The sequence below is a fragment of the Mycobacterium venezuelense genome (genome assembly GCF_054919535.1).
Map to the genome: position 1 here is coordinate 118,508 of NZ_JBONDW010000009.1, position 17,591 is coordinate 136,098.

General features: G+C 67.9%; 13 protein-coding genes. 7 read left to right on the forward strand and 6 right to left on the reverse strand.

Annotation, left to right across the window (positions count from 1 at the left end):
- Positions 1-56 precede the first annotated feature (56 nt).
- Positions 57-1,424, forward strand: coding sequence for an FAD-binding oxidoreductase (locus ACRCUN_RS16780; protein ID WP_085145863.1), 1,368 nt, complete (start codon positions 57-59; stop codon positions 1,422-1,424).
- Positions 1,425-1,427: 3 nt separating this feature from the next.
- On the opposite strand, the gene ACRCUN_RS16785 is transcribed toward ACRCUN_RS16780, so the two are convergent.
- Entirely contained in the window at positions 1,428-2,300 is an 873-nt protein-coding gene (locus tag ACRCUN_RS16785; protein WP_462142750.1) for a rhomboid family intramembrane serine protease, read from the reverse strand.
- A gap of 79 nt (positions 2,301-2,379) precedes the next feature.
- On the opposite strand from ACRCUN_RS16785, the gene ACRCUN_RS16790 reads away from it, so the two are divergent.
- Together ACRCUN_RS16790 and ACRCUN_RS16795 are read left to right on the forward strand one after the other, a co-directional pair.
- Positions 2,380-3,630, forward strand: coding sequence for a cytochrome P450 (locus ACRCUN_RS16790; RefSeq protein WP_462142751.1), 1,251 nt, complete (start codon positions 2,380-2,382; stop codon positions 3,628-3,630).
- Complete coding sequence (locus ACRCUN_RS16795; RefSeq protein ID WP_462142752.1) at positions 3,630-4,214, forward strand: TetR/AcrR family transcriptional regulator; 585 nt, start codon at positions 3,630-3,632, stop codon at positions 4,212-4,214. Before ACRCUN_RS16790 ends, ACRCUN_RS16795 begins: the two co-directional genes overlap by 1 nt.
- Here ACRCUN_RS16795 and ACRCUN_RS16800 read toward each other — a convergent pair.
- Genes ACRCUN_RS16800 through ACRCUN_RS16810 form a run of 3 tightly spaced genes read right to left on the reverse strand, consistent with a single transcriptional unit; the run spans position 4,199 to position 7,895 of the window.
- Positions 4,199-4,936 (reverse strand): siderophore-interacting protein, encoded by a 738-nt coding sequence (locus ACRCUN_RS16800; RefSeq protein WP_462142753.1) that lies wholly within the window; start codon positions 4,934-4,936, stop codon positions 4,199-4,201. The two genes, ACRCUN_RS16795 and ACRCUN_RS16800, sit on opposite strands and share 16 nt — an antisense overlap.
- 59 nt (positions 4,937-4,995) lie before the next feature.
- The gene (locus ACRCUN_RS16805) at positions 4,996-6,156 is read right to left on the reverse strand and encodes an acyltransferase family protein (protein ID WP_462142754.1); all 1,161 of its coding nucleotides are present in this window, start codon (positions 6,154-6,156) and stop codon (positions 4,996-4,998) included.
- Positions 6,153-7,895 carry a DEAD/DEAH box helicase gene (locus tag ACRCUN_RS16810; protein WP_462142755.1) on the reverse strand — a complete coding sequence of 581 codons (1,743 nt, stop codon included), beginning with the start codon at positions 7,893-7,895 and terminating at the stop codon, positions 6,153-6,155. The genes ACRCUN_RS16805 and ACRCUN_RS16810 overlap by 4 nt, the downstream gene beginning before the upstream one ends.
- Positions 7,896-8,055: 160 nt before the next feature.
- Here ACRCUN_RS16810 and ACRCUN_RS16815 point away from each other — a divergent pair, with 160 nt between their 5' ends.
- The 3 genes from ACRCUN_RS16815 to ACRCUN_RS16825 are packed head-to-tail and all read left to right on the forward strand — an operon-like array spanning position 8,056 to position 13,408.
- Complete coding sequence (locus tag ACRCUN_RS16815; protein ID WP_462142756.1) at positions 8,056-8,589, forward strand: LppP/LprE family lipoprotein; 534 nt, start codon at positions 8,056-8,058, stop codon at positions 8,587-8,589.
- Positions 8,590-8,648: 59 nt separating this feature from the next.
- Positions 8,649-12,059 (forward strand): TM0106 family RecB-like putative nuclease, encoded by a 3,411-nt coding sequence (locus ACRCUN_RS16820; RefSeq protein ID WP_462142757.1) that lies wholly within the window; start codon positions 8,649-8,651, stop codon positions 12,057-12,059.
- Positions 12,056-13,408 carry an FAD-binding oxidoreductase gene (locus ACRCUN_RS16825; protein ID WP_462142758.1) on the forward strand — a complete coding sequence of 451 codons (1,353 nt, stop codon included), beginning with the start codon at positions 12,056-12,058 and terminating at the stop codon, positions 13,406-13,408. Before ACRCUN_RS16820 ends, ACRCUN_RS16825 begins: the two co-directional genes overlap by 4 nt.
- 12 nt (positions 13,409-13,420) lie before the next feature.
- On the opposite strand, the gene ACRCUN_RS16830 is transcribed toward ACRCUN_RS16825, so the two are convergent.
- Together ACRCUN_RS16830 and ACRCUN_RS16835 are read right to left on the reverse strand one after the other, a co-directional pair.
- Entirely contained in the window at positions 13,421-15,268 is a 1,848-nt protein-coding gene (locus ACRCUN_RS16830; RefSeq protein WP_462142759.1) for an MFS transporter, read from the reverse strand.
- A 91-nt stretch (positions 15,269-15,359) separates the two neighbouring features.
- A complete protein-coding gene (locus ACRCUN_RS16835; protein ID WP_462142760.1) occupies positions 15,360-16,649 on the reverse strand; it encodes a multidrug effflux MFS transporter in 1,290 nt (429 codons plus the stop codon).
- Positions 16,650-16,806: 157 nt separating this feature from the next.
- Here ACRCUN_RS16835 and ACRCUN_RS16840 point away from each other — a divergent pair, with 157 nt between their 5' ends.
- Entirely contained in the window at positions 16,807-17,565 is a 759-nt protein-coding gene (locus ACRCUN_RS16840; protein ID WP_462142916.1) for a hypothetical protein, read from the forward strand.
- Positions 17,566-17,591: the final 26 nt, after the last annotated feature.

Here is a 17,591-nt window from a genome sequence, read left to right on the forward strand (position 1 = left end):
AGATACTAGACATACTTCGTTAACGAACAGTTCATCCGCGCTCGTAGCATCGAGGAGTGAGCAACGACGCACTGACCGGTCTGATCGCCCAACTGCCCGACGGCGTCGTCGTCACCGATCCCGACATCCTCGCGTCCTACCGGCAGGATCGGGCCGCCGACCCGGACGCAGGCACCCCGCTGGCGGTGGTCCGGCCCCGCCGGACCGAAGAAGTGCAGACCGTGTTGCGCTGGGCGAGCAAGCACCAGATCGCGGTCGTGCCGCGCGGCGCCGGTACCGGACTGTCCGGCGGCGCGACCGCCCTCGACGGCGGCATCGTGCTGTCGACCGAGAAGATGCGCGACATCACGGTCGACACCGTCACGCGCACCGCCGTGGTGCAGCCCGGCCTGCTCAACGCCGAGGTCAAGAAAGCCGTTGCCGAACACGGCCTGTGGTATCCGCCCGATCCGTCGTCGTACGAGATCTGCAGCATCGGCGGCAACGTTGCCACCAACGCGGGTGGCCTGTGTTGCGTCAAGTACGGGGTCACCACCGACTACGTCCTCGGCCTGCAGGTCGTGCTGGCCGACGGCACCGCTGTCCGGCTCGGCGGGCCGCGGCTCAAGGACGTCGCGGGGCTGAGTCTGACGAAGCTGTTCGTCGGCAGCGAGGGGACGCTCGGGGTCGTCACCGAGGTCACGCTGCGGCTGCTGCCTCCGCAACATTCGCCGTGCACGGTGGTGGCCACGTTCGACTCCGTCGAAGCCGCCGCCGGTGCGGTGGTCAAGATCACGGGCCGGATCCGGCCGTCGATGCTGGAGTTCATGGACGCGGTGGCGATCAACGCCGTCGAGGACAAGCTCAGGATGGGGCTGGACCGCACCGCGGCCGCGATGATGGTGGCCGCATCCGACGACCGCGGCGCCGCCGGTGCCGACGACGCGGCGTTCATGGCCGAGGTGTTCACCGAATGCGGTGCCACCGAGGTGTTTTCCACATCCGACCCGGACGAGGGTGAAGCGTTCGTCGCGGCACGACGGTTCGCCATCCCGGCAGTCGAGGCCAAAGGCTCGCTACTGCTCGAGGACGTCGGCGTACCGCTGCCGGCATTGGCTGATCTGGTGAGCGGAGTGGCCAAGATCGCCGAACAACGGGATCTGCTCATCTCGGTCATCGCGCATGCCGGCGACGGCAACACCCACCCGCTGATCGTGTTCGATCCGGCCGATGCCGACATGGCCGACCGCGCCCAGCTCGCGTTCGGCGAAATCATGGATCTCGCCGTCGGATTGGGCGGCACGATCACCGGCGAACACGGCGTGGGCCGGTTAAAGCGGCCGTGGCTGGCGGGTCAGATCGGCCCGGACGCGATGGAACTCAACCAACGGATCAAACGCGCACTCGATCCCGACAACATCCTCAACCCGGGTGCGGCTGTCTGAGCGTCACGCGTAGCCGAACGTCGTGAGCAGATCGTTGGTGCGCCACCAGACCGCCGCCGCGAATAGCAGCGCGAAGGCGACGGAAACGCCGGCCTGAATGGCATTGCGGCGCTCGCGCGGGGCATACACGAATGCCGCCGCGACGAGCGCGCCGGTGAGCAGGCCGCCGACGTGGCCCTGCCAGCTGATCGCCCCCGCCCCCAGCGCCGGACCGGCGAACGTGAACACCAGGTTGAGCACGACGACCGCACCGATCCAGCGGACATCGAGATTGAGTTGGCGGGCCACCACGAAGATCGCGCCGAACAGGCCGAAGATCGCGCCGGAAGCACCGGCAGTTGCGGACTCCAGCGGCGAGAGCAGGTAGACCAACACCGAGCCGCCCAGCCCGCTCAGCGCATAGAGCACGCCGAACCGCAGGCGGCCCAACCACGCCTCCAACGGCGGTCCGACGACATAGAGCGCCCACATGTTGAACAGCAGATGCATTGCGCCGTAGTGCAGGAACATCGACGTCACGAGGCGATACCACTCGTCGTGCAAGGCGATTCCCGGCGGCCACAGCGTGAACTCGCTCTCGAGGTTTCCCGAGGCCATCTGCAGCACGAACATCACGACGTTCACTGCGATGAGGCCGTAGGTGAGCAGTGGCGCGCCTGAGCGTTGGACTCCGCCGAACTGCGTCCGCGGCGCCCGCACCGATTTGGCGCCCTCGTCGACGCACTCGACGCACTGATGGCCGACGGCGGCCGCACGCATGCACTCCGGGCAGATGTAGCGGCCGCAGCGCGTGCAGCGGACGTAGGTCTGCCGGTCGGGATGCCGGTAACACGTCGGCGTCTCGGCAGGTGACTGCGGCGAGTAGGGGTAGCTCACCGGCCCGAGCCTAATGCGACGACGCGAATAACTCGTTGCCCTATTGACACTCCACGGCCGACTGTCGTAGCAATAAGACATGACAGCTTCTTTGTCTCAGACGGCCTCCGACGCCCCGGCTCGGTTCGAGCTCGCCACCGCCGACACCTGGGCGAGTCCTTGGGCGATGTATGCCGCACTGCGCGACCGCGATCCGGTGCACCACGTGGTCCCCGCCGATCAGCCCGGGCAGGACTATTACGTGCTGTCCCGGCACGCCGACATCTGGGCCGCGGCACGAGACCACGAGACTTTCTCGTCAGCACAGGGCCTGACCGTCACCTACGGCGAACTCGAGATGATCGGGCTCGCGGACAACCCGCCATTCGTCATGCAGGATCCGCCGGGGCACACACAGTTCCGCAAGCTGGTGTCGCGGGGTTTCACGCCGCGTCAGGTTGAGGCAGTCGAGCCCAAGGTGCGTGAGTTCGTCGTGGAGCGGCTGGAGAGACTGCGCGCCGACGGTGGCGGTGACATCGTCACCGAACTGTTCAAACCGCTGCCGTCGATGGTGGTCGCGCACTACCTCGGGGTGCCCGACGAAGACCGCGCACAGTTCGACGGATGGACCGAGGCGATCGTCGCAGCCAACACCGCGTCCGGCGGGATCACCTCGGCGATGGGCACCGCGGGCGAAGCGGTCGCCTCGATGATGGGCTATTTCTCCGAGCTCATCGAGCGCCGTCGACGCGAACCGCAGGACGACACGATCTCGCATCTCGTTGCCGCCGGAGTGGGTGCCGACGGCGACATCGCGGGCGTGCTGTCCATTCTGGCGTTCACGTTCACCATGGTGACCGGTGGAAATGACACCACGACCGGAATGCTCGGCGGCGCAGTGCAATTGCTGCACCAGCGGCCCGATCAGCGGCAGCTGCTGGTCGATGACCCGGCGCTCATCACCGACGCGGTGGACGAGTTCCTGCGGCTGACCTCCCCGGTGCAGGGCCTGGCCCGCACCACCACGCGCGATGTCATGATCGGCGACACGACAATTCCGGCCGGCCGCAAGACCCTGTTGCTGTACGGCTCGGGTAATCGCGACGAGCGCGAATTCGGCCCGGACGCAGCCGAACTCGACGTCCGCCGCAAGCCACGCAACATTCTCACCTTCAGCCACGGCGCCCACTTCTGCCTGGGGGCCGCCGCCGCGCGCATGCAATCACGGGTAGCGTTGACCGAATTGTTGTCGCGCTATCCGGATTTCGAGGTCGATGTGGACGCTGTTGTGTGGGCCGGCGGCAGTTACGTCCGGCGGCCGTTGTCCGTCCCGTTCCGGGCGGGTAGCTGATGGCCCGCGACTGGCTGGCCGCCAAGCGCACCGAAGTCGCCGCCGACGCGATCCTCGACGCGGCCGACGAGCTGTTCACCCGCCAAGACGCGGCATCCGTCGGCATGCACGAAATCGCTTCAGCCGCAGGGTGTTCCAGGGCCACCCTGTACCGCTACTTCGAAAACCGCGAAGCCCTCTACACCGCATACGTGCACCGCGAGGCCCGCAGGCTCTACCAGGAGGTCAGCGAGCAAGTCGGCGGCGTGACCGATCCCGCGCAGCGGTTGATCGAAGGTGTCGTCACCGCCCTGCGAGCAGTCCGCGAAAGCCCGGCGCTGTCGTCGTGGTTCGCGACCGCCCAGCCACCGATCGGCGGTGAGATGGCCGAGCATTCGGAGGTGATCAGGGCGCTTGTGGAAGGGTTCGTCCGATCCCTCGGCGCCGACGGCACCGACGAAGGCATCGGCCGACGGGCCCGGTGGCTCGTCCGGGTCATGGTGTCGCTGCTCGTGTTTCCCGGCGGCGACGAGGCCGACGAACGCGCGATGCTCTCGGAATTCGTCGCACCACTCGTGGTGCCGGCAGCTCAGGCCACCCAGTAGGCCTGTGCCTTGATGGATTTGCGCGGGATGTTGTACTGCTCGCGGAACACGCGGGCGACCGCGCGGGTGGTGCGGTTGTTGCACGCGACCCAGCCGAAGTGATCGGCCGCGTCGAACGCCGATGAACTGACCGCTTCCACGAGCGCCTCGTCGTCGCGGTCGACCCAGGTGATATCGGCACCCCCGGCCACCGGCAGCTCACGATCGTCGTCGTGCCCGGCCTCGAGGAACACCCGCGCCGGGGCATCCCCGATCGCGTCGAGCAGCGAGTTGATCGCGGGCAGCGATGCGGTGTCACCGACGATGACGTAGCCCGCGGGCTGCGGCTCGGGCAGCGCGAAGTTGCTGCCGAGCACCGTCACCTCAAGGACATCGCCGGGCTGTGCTGCGCGCGCCCAGCGGGTGGCCACGCCGTCGTGCATCGCGAAATCGATGTCGACGGTGCCCGCCTCCCGGTCGGGATTTGCCAGCGTGTAGCCGCGCTGATGGGCCTTGGCGCCGCGCTGGCCCCGTTCTGCTCCTCGCGTGCGCGGGAACCACCCACGCACCCACATCGTCGGATGCAGGCGCTGCTCGGCAAGCAGCCGCTGCGCATCGAAGTGCAGGCGCAGGTAGTTCGGGGTGAGCTCGGTGCGGCCGGTGACCGTCAACTGATAGTCGCCACCCCGCCACAACTTGACGAGCGCACCTTCGATCCCGCGCGAGGCCTTCTGCTCGGCCATACCCTCACAACCTTTCACCGCTTGATTAGGTTAGCTTACCCTAACTTCAGCGTTGCTGGTCAGGAGCGTACGCGCGTAAACCGGTGCAGCAGCCAGGCCACCGGAAGCGTGAACGCCATGGTGAGGACGAAAAGGTTGACGATCGAACCGGTGTAGACCGGTGTCCGCATCACCTCGACCATGACGAGCTCCATGATGATCAGGTGAATCAGGAAGATCTCATAGGAGATCTCGCCGAGAAAGACCATGGGCCGGCTGGCCAGGAAGCGGGTGTACCAGCCACGGTCGCCGAGCGCGGGCGGCGCCACCAGCAGGGCCGCGATCACCGCGTAGAAGCCCGTCTTGACCAGAGCCTCGCTCAGCACCGCGGGTGACGTCGTCGGCTCCCCCGCGATCGGTGTCGACGCGATGAAGTAGCTCACGACCGCCAGCGGCACACACACCATCGCGTAACCGCGCACCCTCATCTGCGCGAGCACGGTCAGCGCCATGCCCGCGACGAACCACGCGAGATACGTGGGCAACCACAGCCGAGCACCGTCGGGCAGCCCCGTCGTGTCATGCACGACGATCAGCCACACCGGCGAAATCGCGGCCGTCACAGCCAAGCCCGTCAACAGCAGCCAGGGCCGCCACTTCCGCCGGCACAACACGACGAGAAGCACGTACGCCAGCAGTGGCAGCACCACGTAGAAGGCGGCCTCGACGGCCAGGCTCCACATCTGCGTAAGCCCTTGGTGCAGGAACGAATACAGATAATTGTCGGCGTAGATCTGCGTCAAGGTCAGGTTGCGGAACAAGCCCTCCCACGTGTGGCCGGGATTGGGCCCTGCCGTGCGGAAGTGGTACACGAGGTAGGCAATGAGAACCGTGACGACATAGGCCGGCATGATCCGTCGCACCCGATGCCAGGCGTATCGGCGTACCGATGGTGCGGGCCCACCCGTCGCCGAAGCCTTCACCCACGGCCGGAACAAGAGAAACCCGCTGAGCACAAAGAAGATCGGCACGCCGATCTCGGCGCGTGAATACACCAAGCCCAGATAGCCCTGCGGGTACTTGCCGGTGGTGTAGGCCGCGTGCGTCAGCACCACGAGCAGCGCCGCGACGGCGCGGATGCCCGTGAGCGACGCGACCCGGGCGGACGCGGATGGCGGTACGTCAGCCGATTCCAGCCCGCCCTGCACGGGCGGCTCGTTCACGTCTTTCGAAAGCGTCACTTCGCCTTCCGGCGAGGCTTGCCCGACCCACCCGTCCGGTCCCGGTGCTCCGGCCGCTCGCGCCGCGGCGCACGATCCAGTTGCAGATTGATCAGGATGCCCGAGATTCGGGTGTTCTCCAAGGCCTTGAGCGTCTTCTTCGGCAGCTTCTCCGGCAGCTCCACCAGCGAATGATCGAGCCGGATGGTGATGTGGCCGAACTCGTTGCGGTGCAGCCCGCCTTCGTTGGCGATCGCGCCGACGATGTGGCCCGGTCCGACCTTGTGCCGCTTGCCGACCGCGATGCGGTAGGTGGCCATACCCTCGCGGGGCGGCCGCTCCTTGCGCGGTGGGCGCTCACCCCGGTCATCGCGTTCGCGACGCTTCTCCGGCGGCGGCTCGGTCATCAGGAATTCTTCGCCGTTGCGCGACTGCAGGGCCAGCGCCGCGGCGATGTCGGCGAGTGGCACGTCGTTGTCGCGCTCGTAGTCCTCGATGAGCCGGCGGAACAGCTCGAGGCCGGGCGCGTTGAGCGTTTCGGAGATCGAATCGCGGAACTTGGCGACGCGCTGCGCATTCACGTCGTCGACGCTCGGCAGTTCGGCCTCGACGAGCTTGGAGCGGGTGGCCTTCTCGATCGACTTGAGCAGGTGGCGTTCGCGCGGCGTGACGAACAACAGCGCGTTGCCCGACCGGCCGGCGCGGCCGGTGCGGCCGATGCGGTGCACGTAGGACTCGGTGTCGTGCGGGATGTCGTAGTTGAGCACGTGCGAGATGCGCTCGACGTCGAGCCCGCGCGCGGCCACGTCGGTCGCGATGAGGATGTCGATCGTGCCGTCCTTGAGCGCGGTGATCGTGCGCTCGCGCTGCGCCTGCGGAATGTCACCGTTGATGGCGGCCGCCGCGAAACCGCGGGCCTTGAGGCGTTCGGCGACCTCTTCGGTGGCCTGCTTGGTGCGGACGAACACGATCATCGCGTCGCCCTGCTCGACCTCGAGGACCCTGGTCAGCGCATCCATCTTGCGTGGGCCCGCGACCTGGATGAACCGCTGCGTGATGTTCTCGGCAGTCGCGGTCTTGGCCTTGACCGTGACCTCGACCGGGTCGTGCAGGTACTTGGTCGTGATCTTGCGGATCGCCGGCGGCATGGTGGCCGAGAACAGCGCCACCTGCTTGTACTCGGGGGTGTCGGCGAGTATCCGCTCGACCTCCTCGGCGAAGCCCATCGTGAGCATCTCGTCGGCCTCGTCGAGCACGAGGTAGTCGAGGTTCGACAGATCGAGGGTGCCCTTTTCCAGATGGTCGATCACGCGGCCCGGCGTTCCGACGACGACCTGCGCGCCCCGCTTGAGCCCGGCCAGCTGCGGGCCGTAGGACGCGCCGCCGTAGATCGCGAGGACGTTGACCTCGGGCAGATGCGTGCCGTACCGGCCGAACGCCTCGGCGACCTGCAGGGCCAACTCCCGCGTCGGGGCCAGCACGAGAGCCTGCGTGGCCTTGCTCGTGACGTCGATCTTCGACAGGATCGGGATCGCGAACGCCGCAGTCTTTCCGGTGCCCGTCTGGGCGAGGCCGACGACATCGGAGCCGGCCAGCATCGGCGGGATCGTGGCGGCCTGGATCGCCGACGGCGACTCATATCCGACGTCGGTCACGGCCTGCAGCACCGCGGGGTGAATCTGCAGGTCGGCGAAGGTCGGGTTGGTGTCCACCGGATCCGAGTTGTTGTCCGGGCCCGGGTCCGGTTCTTGCGAGGTCATCAGGATCTGCAGTCTAGTGCCAATCGGGCGGTTAACCCGCAACGCCGATACGCGGCACCGCCGCCGGGCCGATAGGCGGCACCGCCGCCGCGCGCCTGCCCGGGGCCCACAAGCGGTCGCGGTAGGTTGCCCAGTTGTGAAACAGGTCGGACTGATTTTCGTGACCGTTTCAACGGCTCTGGTCACGCTCGCCGGATGCGGCTCGGGTGATTCCACCGTTTCCAAGACCCCCGACGCAACGGCGAATCCGCCGGCCGCGGCGACCCCCAACCCGGCCCCGACCGCGGCCGCGCCGACGTCGGCGGCCCCGGAGGCCGACCCGTGCGCGGTGAACCTCGCCGCCCCCGAGATCGCCAGGGCGGTCTCCGAGCTGCCCCGCGACCCGCGCAGCAATCAGGCGTGGAGCCCCGAGCCGGTGGCGGGCAACTACAACGAATGCGCACAGTTGTCAGCGGTGATCGTGCGGGCCAACACCAATGCCGAGAACCCCAACACCAGAGCCGTGATGTTCCACCTCGGCAAGTTCATCCCGACGGGTGTGCCCGACACTTACGGCTTCAACGGCATCGACAAGTCCGCCACCACCGGTGACACCGTTGCCCTGCAGTACTCCGGCGGCTTCCACGGGCTCGCCAGCGTCGTGAGGTTCCGGTGGAACGGCAACGGCGTTGAGCTGATGGGCAACACCGGCTGATCGTTCCCTCGGCCGTTTCGCGGGCATGAAGTGTCGGGCCGCTCGCCTACAGTGGCAACGTGTTCGTCACCGACGACGGCGTTGTGATCTACAGCGCGTCGGATCTCGCAGCGGCCGCCCGTTGCGAGTACGCACTGTTGCGCTCGTTCGACGCGAAACTCGGCCGCGGCCCCGCAGTCACGGCGGAAGACGAATTGCTCGCCCGCACCGCGCAACTGGGCGGCGAGCACGAGCAACGCCATCTCGACGAGCTGAAGGCCGACTCCGGCATCACGGTGATCGGCAGGCCCGCATACACCGTGCGCGGGTTGACCGCGGCCGCGCACGCAACTCTGGCCGCCGTGCAACGCCGCGACGCGGTGATCTATCAGGCGGCGATGTTCGACGGCAGGTTCGCCGGCTTCGCCGATTTCCTGGTGTTCGACGGCGAGCGCTACACCCTTCGCGATACGAAGCTCGCGCGGTCGGTCAAGGTCGAGGCACTGCTGCAGCTGGCCGCTTACAGCGAAACACTTGCTGCCGCGGGCGTGCCGGTCGCGCCCGAGGTGCAACTCGTGCTCGGCGACGGCGCCACCGCCAGCTATCCCGTCGACGAACTGCTGCCGGTGTACCGGCCGCGCCGCGAGGCGCTGCAGCGGCTGCTCGACAACCATCTGGCCTCCGGCGCGCCGGTCAGTTGGGAAGACACGGGCGTACGGGCCTGTTTCCGCTGCCCCGAGTGCACCATCCAGGTGCGAAGTCAGGACGATCTCCTGCTGGTGGCCGGTATGCGCGTGAGCCAGCGGGCCAGGCTGATCGACGCCGGAATCACCAGCGTCGGCGCGCTCACCGCGCACGAAGGCCCGGTGGACGGGCTGCATCCACGCATCCTGAGCGGCCTGACCGCGCAGGCCCGGTTGCAACGCGCGCCACGCGCCGACGGCAAGCCGCCGTACGAGGTCATCGACGCACAGCCGCTCATGGGGTTGCCGAACCCCGACAAGGGCGATCTGTTCTTCGACTTCGAGGGAGACCCACTGTGGACCGACGACGGTGTGCAATGGGGCCTGGAGTACATGTTCGGTGTACTCGGCACTGGCACGAAAGGGCAGGACGACTTTCACCCGCTGTGGGCACACAACCGCCCCGAAGAGCGCCGGGCGCTGCGCGATTTCTTGGCCATGGTGCGCAAACGGCGCAAGCGTCACCCCCATATGCACATCTATCACTACGCCGCCTACGAGAAAACCGCCCTGCTGCGGCTGGCCGGGCGCTACGGCGAGGGTGAAGACGCCGTAGACGAACTCCTGCGCAACGGCGTCCTCGTCGATCTGTATCCCTTGGTGCGCAAGAGCATTCGCGTCGGCACCGAGAACTACAGCCTGAAATCGCTTGAGCCACTGTACATGGGCGCGCAGTTGCGCAGCGGCGACGTCACCACGGCCACCGACTCCATCACCCAGTACGCGCAGTACTGCGCCCTGCGCGCCGAGGGCCGCGAGGACGACGCGGCGATCGTGCTCAAGGAGATCGAGGACTATAACCGTTACGACTGCACGTCGACCCGCAAACTGCGGGACTGGTTGATCAACCGCGCCATCGAAAGCAGCGTCCCGCCGCTTGGCGCGCAGCCGGTCGGCCCGAACGTCGCGGTCGAACCCGAGGATCAGCTGGCCCGCACGCTACGCAGATTCGTCGGTGACGCCGACCGCCGCCCCGAACAGCAGGCGGTCGCGATGATCGCGGCGGCAAGGGGCTATCACCGTCGCGAGGACAAGCCGTTCTGGTGGAGTCATTTCGACCGGCTCAACCATCCCGTCGAGGAATGGGCCGACGGCACGGGCGTATTCATCGTCGACACCGCGGTCGTCGAAACCGACTGGCACACCCCGCCGCGCGCCCGCAAACCGCAGCGGCGGGTGCGGCTGACCGGCGCGCTGGCCAACGGTGAGCTGAGCCGGGAGATGTACGCGCTGTACGAGCCGCCCGCACCCGAGGGACTGCGCGACGATCCCGAGCGACGGGCGTTCGGCTCGGCGCAGGTGCTCGAAGCCGACGACCCGTCCGCGCCCACCGAGGTTTTGATCTGCGAACGCGAACCCAAGGGCGGCACGGTGTTCGACCAGCTGCCGTTCGCGTTGACACCCGGTCCCCCGATCCGCACGACCGCGCTGCGCGAATCGATCGAGGCCACCGCCAACCAGATCGCGGCCGGGCTCCCTCGTTTACCGGACACCGCCGTCGTCGACATCCTGCTGCGCCGGCCGCCACGCACCCGTGCCGCTGGGCCGCTGCCGCACGGCGACGAGCCCGTCGAAGACCTGATCACCGCGGCACTGCTGGAGCTGGACTCGTCGTACCTGGCGGTGCACGGGCCGCCAGGCACCGGCAAGACCTTCACGTCGGCGGCCGTGATCGCGCGTCTCGTGAACGACCACGGCTGGCGCATCGGGGTGGTCGCGCAGTCACACGCGGTGGTGGAGAACCTGTTTCGCGATGTCATCTCCGCCGGGGTGGACGCAGCCGTCGTCGCCAAGAAGCCGCACGGCGTCGACGCATGCTGGACCGAACTCGACGAGAAGGACTACCCGGCGTTCATCTCCGACCACGCCGGATGCGTGATCGGCGGCACCGCATGGGATTTCGCCAATCCCGTCCGCGTCGAACCGGGCAGACTCGACCTGCTGGTGGTCGAGGAGGCCGGGCAGTACAGCCTGGCCAACACCATCGCGGTGGCGCCGGCCGCGGCCAACCTGCTGCTGCTCGGCGACCCGCAGCAGCTGCCCCAGGTCAGCGCGGGCACCCACCCCGAACCGGTGGATACCTCGGCGCTGGGCTGGCTCGTGGACGGCCGCCACACCCTGCCCGCCGAACTGGGCTATTTCCTGGATCGCTCGTATCGAATGCATCCCGCGGTGTGCGCGGCGGTGTCGCGGCTGTCCTATGACGGGCGATTGCGTTCGGTCGATGCGGTGACGGGAGCCCGCCGCCTCGACGGGTATGAGCCGGGCGTGCGCGTGCTGCTGGTCGATCACGACGGCAATGCCACCGACAGCCCGGAAGAGGCGCAGGTGATCGTCGACGAGATCGGCCGGCTGCTCGGCTCGGCGTGGACCGACGAGCACGGCACCACGCCGTTGAGCCAGCAGCACATCATGGTCGTGACGCCGTACAACGCCCAGGTCGTCGCGGTGCGTCAGCGCCTGGACGCCGTGGGGCTCACCGAGGTACGGGCCGGCACGGTGGACAAGTTCCAGGGGCAGCAGGCACCGGTGGTGTTCATCTCCATGGTGGCGTCGTCGATCGACGACGTGCCGCGCGGAATCTCGTTCCTGCTCAACAGAAATCGCCTCAACGTCGCGGTGAGCCGGGCCAAGTACGCGGCGGTGATCGTCCGGTCGGCCACGTTGACCGAGTATCTGCCGACGACCCCGGCCGGGGTGGTCGAGTTGGGTGCGTTCCTGCGGACGTGTGATACACCGTCGATGTGACGGAAACGCTTACCGATCGGCTCGCCGCAATCGTCGGCGCGGGGTATGTGACCACCGATTCCGACGTGCTCGCCGGCCGGTCGGTCGACCACACCGGGCGCTACCGCGGCCGCGCCAGCGTGCTCGTGCGGCCCGGAAACGGTGACCAGGTGGCCGCCGTCCTGCGGGCCTGCCGCGACGCGCAGGCTTACGTGACCGTGCAGGGCGGCCGGACGTCACTGGTCGCAGGGACGGTGCCCGAGAACGACGACGTGTTGCTGTCGACCGAGCGACTCAACCAGATCGGTGAGGTGGACACCGTCGAGCGCCGGATCAGCGTCGGTGCCGGCGTGACACTGGCGGCCGTACAGCGGGCCGCATCGGCGGCAGGCCTCGTGTTCGGCGTGGACCTGGCAGCGCGTGATTCGGCGACTGTCGGCGGCATGGCCTCGACAAACGCGGGCGGCCTGCGCACCGTCCGGTACGGGAACATGGGCGAACAGGTGCTCGGGCTGGATGTGGCGCTGCCCGACGGGTCGGTCGTGCACCGGCACAGCAAGGTGCGAAGCGACAACACCGGCTACGACCTGGCGTCGCTGTTCGTCGGCGCCGAGGGCACCCTCGGGGTCATCACCGCACTGGACCTGCGTCTCCATCCCGTTCCGACGCACCGCGTGACAGCGGTCTGCGGATTCGCCGATCTCGACGCGCTCGTCGAGGCGGGCCGCGAGTTCCGCGACATCGGCGGCATCGCCGCACTCGAGCTCATCGATGCCAGGGCCAGCGCGCTGACCGCCGAGCATCTGGGTGTGCCCGCGCCGGTCGACGGGGCCTGGCAACTGCTCATCGAGCTCGCGGGCGACACCGATCAGACCGAGCGGCTCGCCGACGCGCTGGACGGGGCGGCGCTGTGCGGCGAACCGGCTGTCGGTGTGGACGTCAACGCCCAGCAGCGGCTGTGGCAGGTGCGCGAATCGGTGGCCGAGGTGCTCGGGCTGTTCGGGCCACCGCTGAAATTCGATGTGTCGCTGCCACTGTCGGCGATTTCGGAGTTTGCGACGGTTGCAGGCGAACTCGTCGCCGAGCATGCGCCGGATGCGATCCCGGTGTTGTTCGGCCATATCGGCGAAGGCAATCTGCACCTCAACGTGCTGCGCTGCGCGCTGGAAGCCGAAAGCGGGTTGTACGCGGCGATGATGGCGTTGATCGCGGGCTGCGGCGGCAACGTCAGCTCCGAGCACGGCGTCGGCAGCCGCAAGCGCGACTACGTCTCGATGTCGCGCACCGAGACCGACATCGCGGCGATGCGCACGGTCAAGACCGCGTTCGACCCGGCGGGATTCCTCAACCCCGCGGTGCTCTTCAGCTGAACCGCGCGACCGTCATTCGTCGCCGGGGCGGGAATGCCTGCCGAAGGACGGGTTGTCGTCAGGGTCGCCGTCATGGTCACTGCCGTTGAAGTCACGGAAGTACCGTTGATGTTCGACGTGAAAACCGTTGTGGGCGTGGCCGATCGGCTCGACCGAGGTCCTCGGCGGCTCTTCCATGAGCTGCGCGAGGATGTGCTCCCAGCGATCTTCCCGCACGCTCGCGGCCGAAGGCGCCAACGGTTCGGTGTCCTCGTCCGGGAGCCCGACGCCCGCCAGCATGACCTCGACGTACTCGTCGTCGTCGGGATAGGCAGGCAGAAGACGGTTGGCCTCGCCGACGACACGCAGCGCCTCGGTCTGTTCGTCGGCGTCGTCATCGACGTCCGGCTCGGGTTCTGGCGCAACGGATCCGTTGCCGAACCCCAGCAGGAACAGCGCGGCGACCACGCCGAACAGGGCGACGAACGCGGGCAACAACATCGACTGCGACATGGCCGCGGAGAACGGCTCGTGCAGGAAGTCAGGCAGCTCGGCGGCCACTCCTTCACCGCGCGGCACCTCGGTTGCGCCACCCGGCATTTCGGCACCGATCCGCGAGGTCATGAATGCGGCGATGCCGGCACTGCCCAGCACGGATCCGACCTGGCGGGTCGTGTTGTAGACCCCGGAACCGGCGCCCGCCAGATCCGGCGGCAGATTGCGCGTCGCGGTGGCGGCCAGCGGCGACCAGATGAACGCCATGCCGATGCCCATCAGCAGCTGGGGCAACAACAGCCGCCAGATCGGAGTGGTCGGCATCATCTCGATCGACAACCAGGTCAGCCCGATCGCCATGGCCGAGAAGCCGAAACCGATGATCGGCATGGGATGCACGCGGTCGACCATGCGGCCCACGAGCGGGGCGAGCACACCGCTCGCGATCGCGGTCGGCGCGGTCAGCAGTGCCGACCGGATCGGCGACAGCCCGCACACGGTCTGGGCGTAGAACATCAGCGGCAGGATCATCGCCGTCACCGCGAACCCGATGGTCGCGACACCGAGGTTGGCGAGGCTGAAGTCCCGATCGCCGAAGATGCGCAGCGGTATCAGCGGCTCACGGGTGTTGACCGATTGCCAGATGACGAACGCCGCCATGAGGCCCACGCCAAGTGCCGCGGTGCCCCACACCCAGGGCGCCCAGTGCCTCGACTGACCTTCCTGCAGCGCGAACACGATCAGAAACATGCCAGCCCCGGACAACACGACCCCGGGCCAGTCGAACTGGTGGCGTTGGGTGGGCAGCGTGGGCACCAGCCAGACAGCCAGGCCGAGGCCGACGATGCCGATCGGCACGTTGACGATGAAGATCCACTGCCAGCCCAGGCCGCCCACCAGGACGCCGCCGGCCAACGGCCCGACGAGCGTCGCAACCCCGGCAGTGGCGCCCCACACGCTCATCGCGACGCCGCGCCGCTCGGGCGGGAAGATCCGCGTGATGGTCGACAGCGTCTGCGGAGTCAGCAGTGCCGCGCCGATGCCCTGCACCACGCGGGCCGCGATGAGCATTTCGATGCTGCCTGCCAGACCGCACCACAACGACGCGGCGGTGAAGACCGCGAGTCCGACCAGGTACAGATTCTTGGGTCCGTACATGTCGCCCAGCCGACCCGCGACGAGCAGTGGGACGGCATAGGCAAGCAGATAGGCGCTCGTCACCCAGATGACGCCGTCATAGTCGGCGCCGAGTTGGTCCATGATGGTCGGATTGGCGACGGCCACGATGGTCGCGTCGACCAGGATCATGAAAAAGCCGACCATCATCGCCCACAACGCGTGCCACGGGTTGTGGGCCTCGGTGCGGGCGTTCAGCGATGAAGACATGGCAAATCAGTAGGTACGGCAATTGAGCAGCGCCCCGCCGACGCTACGGATCCGCCGCAATCCGGACAAGTCCGGGGTTGCCATGACCGCATCAGGCCGGTTCGGCAACCGCCTCCGACACCAGTTCGTCGTCGTCGGCCCGCAGCTCGTCGCCGCGGTCGACACCACCGCCGCGCAGCCCGACGAGCAACAACGCCACCAACGCGATCACCATGCCTGCCGTCATCACCACCGACAACGCGAGCGCACCGTTGCCGAGCGCGCCGACCAACGGTGCGACCAACGCACCGAGCCCGAACTGCGCGGCGCCCAGCAGCGCGGCCGCGGTGCCCGCGGCGTCCGGGTGCCGTGACAGCGCCACGGCCGGCGCGTTGGGGATGACGAGGCCCATGGCCGCGAGGATCGCCAACACCGGCACGAGGAACCCGAACAATCCGCCGACCCGCGCGATCGTCAGCCCGACGAACACCACCCCGGCCACCGAGGCCGCGGCCAGCGCCGTCACGGTGATGGCCTGCGGGGTGAACCGCCGCAACAGCACCACGTTGAACTGCGTCGCACCGATCAGTGCGATGGCACCGGCGGCGAATACGAGCGCGAACATCTGTTGATCGAGGCCGTAGCCGCCCTGGAGGACGAACGGCGCTGCCGAGATGTAGGCGAAAAGGCCCGACATACCGAGAGCCGCGACCAGTACGAGGATGACGAACCGCGAGTCACGCAGCAGTTCGCCGTATGTCGCGACGATGCCGCGCACCTTGAGCGGACGGCGATGCGACGAGGGCAAGGTCTCGGGCAAGGCAAGCGCACCCATCAGCAACAGCCCGCCGGCCAATACGACAAGCGCGACGAAGACCCAGGGCCATGACCCCTTCAGCAGCACTGCCGCGCCGAGCGACGGCGCAAGGACGGGGGCCACACCGAGCACGAGCATGAGCCGCGACATCACCGTGGCCGCGGCCGATCCGGCGAACAGGTCACCGACGACGGCGATCGCGACGACGGCCGCAGCCGAAGCGCCCATACCCTGCAAAACCCGCGCCAGGCCGAGCACGACGATGTTCGGAGCCAGCGCGCACAGCACCGACGCCACCATGTGCAACACGATGCCCACCATCAGCGGGCGCCGGCGGCCCAGCGAGTCCGACAGCGGCCCCACGATGAGCTGCCCCAACGCGAGGCCGACCAGCGTTCCGGTGAGGGTCAGCTGCGCGACCGACGACGAGACCGCGAGCTCCTCGCCGATCTTCGGCAACGCAGGCAGGTACATGTCGATGGTGAGCGGACCGAGCGTGATCAGCGCGCCGAGCACCAAGATCATCCGGATGCGGCTTGGCACGCCCGCAGAATTCGACTGGTCCACGTCGGGCGATGATGCCATGGACTTTATTAGCTGCGCATATCAATATTTTGTTCCCGCAGCCGGCAGTGACGGCCGTCACTGTCGGGCACTCATGGCAGGTTCCTGTTCGTTCTCTGGACGCCAGGTGACGCGTTAGCCTGACAGTCAACCGCTGGGTTCTACACAGAGAGGCCCGATAGTGCGAGCTCGGTCGAAAAGCCATTTGCCGGCCACCGTCAACGGTGCTGACGGGGCGGCCGACGACCCAAGCACCGCCGCCAAGGTGCTGTCGGCCATCATCGAACGCAGCTCGCGCGTACAAGCGCCCGCGGTCAAGGCCTACGTTGACCGGCTGCGCAGTCACGCGCCCGACGCCACCCCCGCCGAGATCGTCACCAAGCTCGAGAAGCACTACATCGCCGCCGTGATGGCAAGCGGCGCCGCGGTCGGATCGGCCGCGGCGTTTCCGGGCATCGGCACACTGGTCGCGCTGTCGGCCGTGACCGGCGAGACCGTGGTGTTCCTCGAGGCCACCTCGGTGTTCGTCCTGGCCGTCGCCGAAGTCCACGGCATACCCGCCGACCATCGCGAACGCCGCCGTGCACTGGTTCTTTCGGTACTGGTCGGCGACGACAGCAAGCGTGCCATCGCCGATCTGCTCGGCTCGGGCCGGACGAGCGGGGCTTGGCTGTCCGAGGGGGCGGCGACGCTCCCGCTGCCCGCCGTCTCCCAACTCAACTCCCGGTTGCTCAAGTACTTCGTCAAGAGGTATACGCTCAAGCGCGGCGCGATGATGTTCGGCAAGATGCTGCCGGTGGGCATCGGCGCTGTCATCGGTGGTGTCGGCAACCGCCTGATGGGCAAGAAGATCGTCGCCAACGCCCGCAAGGCGTTCGGCGCACCCCCGCCGCGGTGGCCCGCAACGTTGCATGTGCTGCCGTCCGCTGAGTCCTGACGACCGCGCAAACCTCCCGGCCCGTT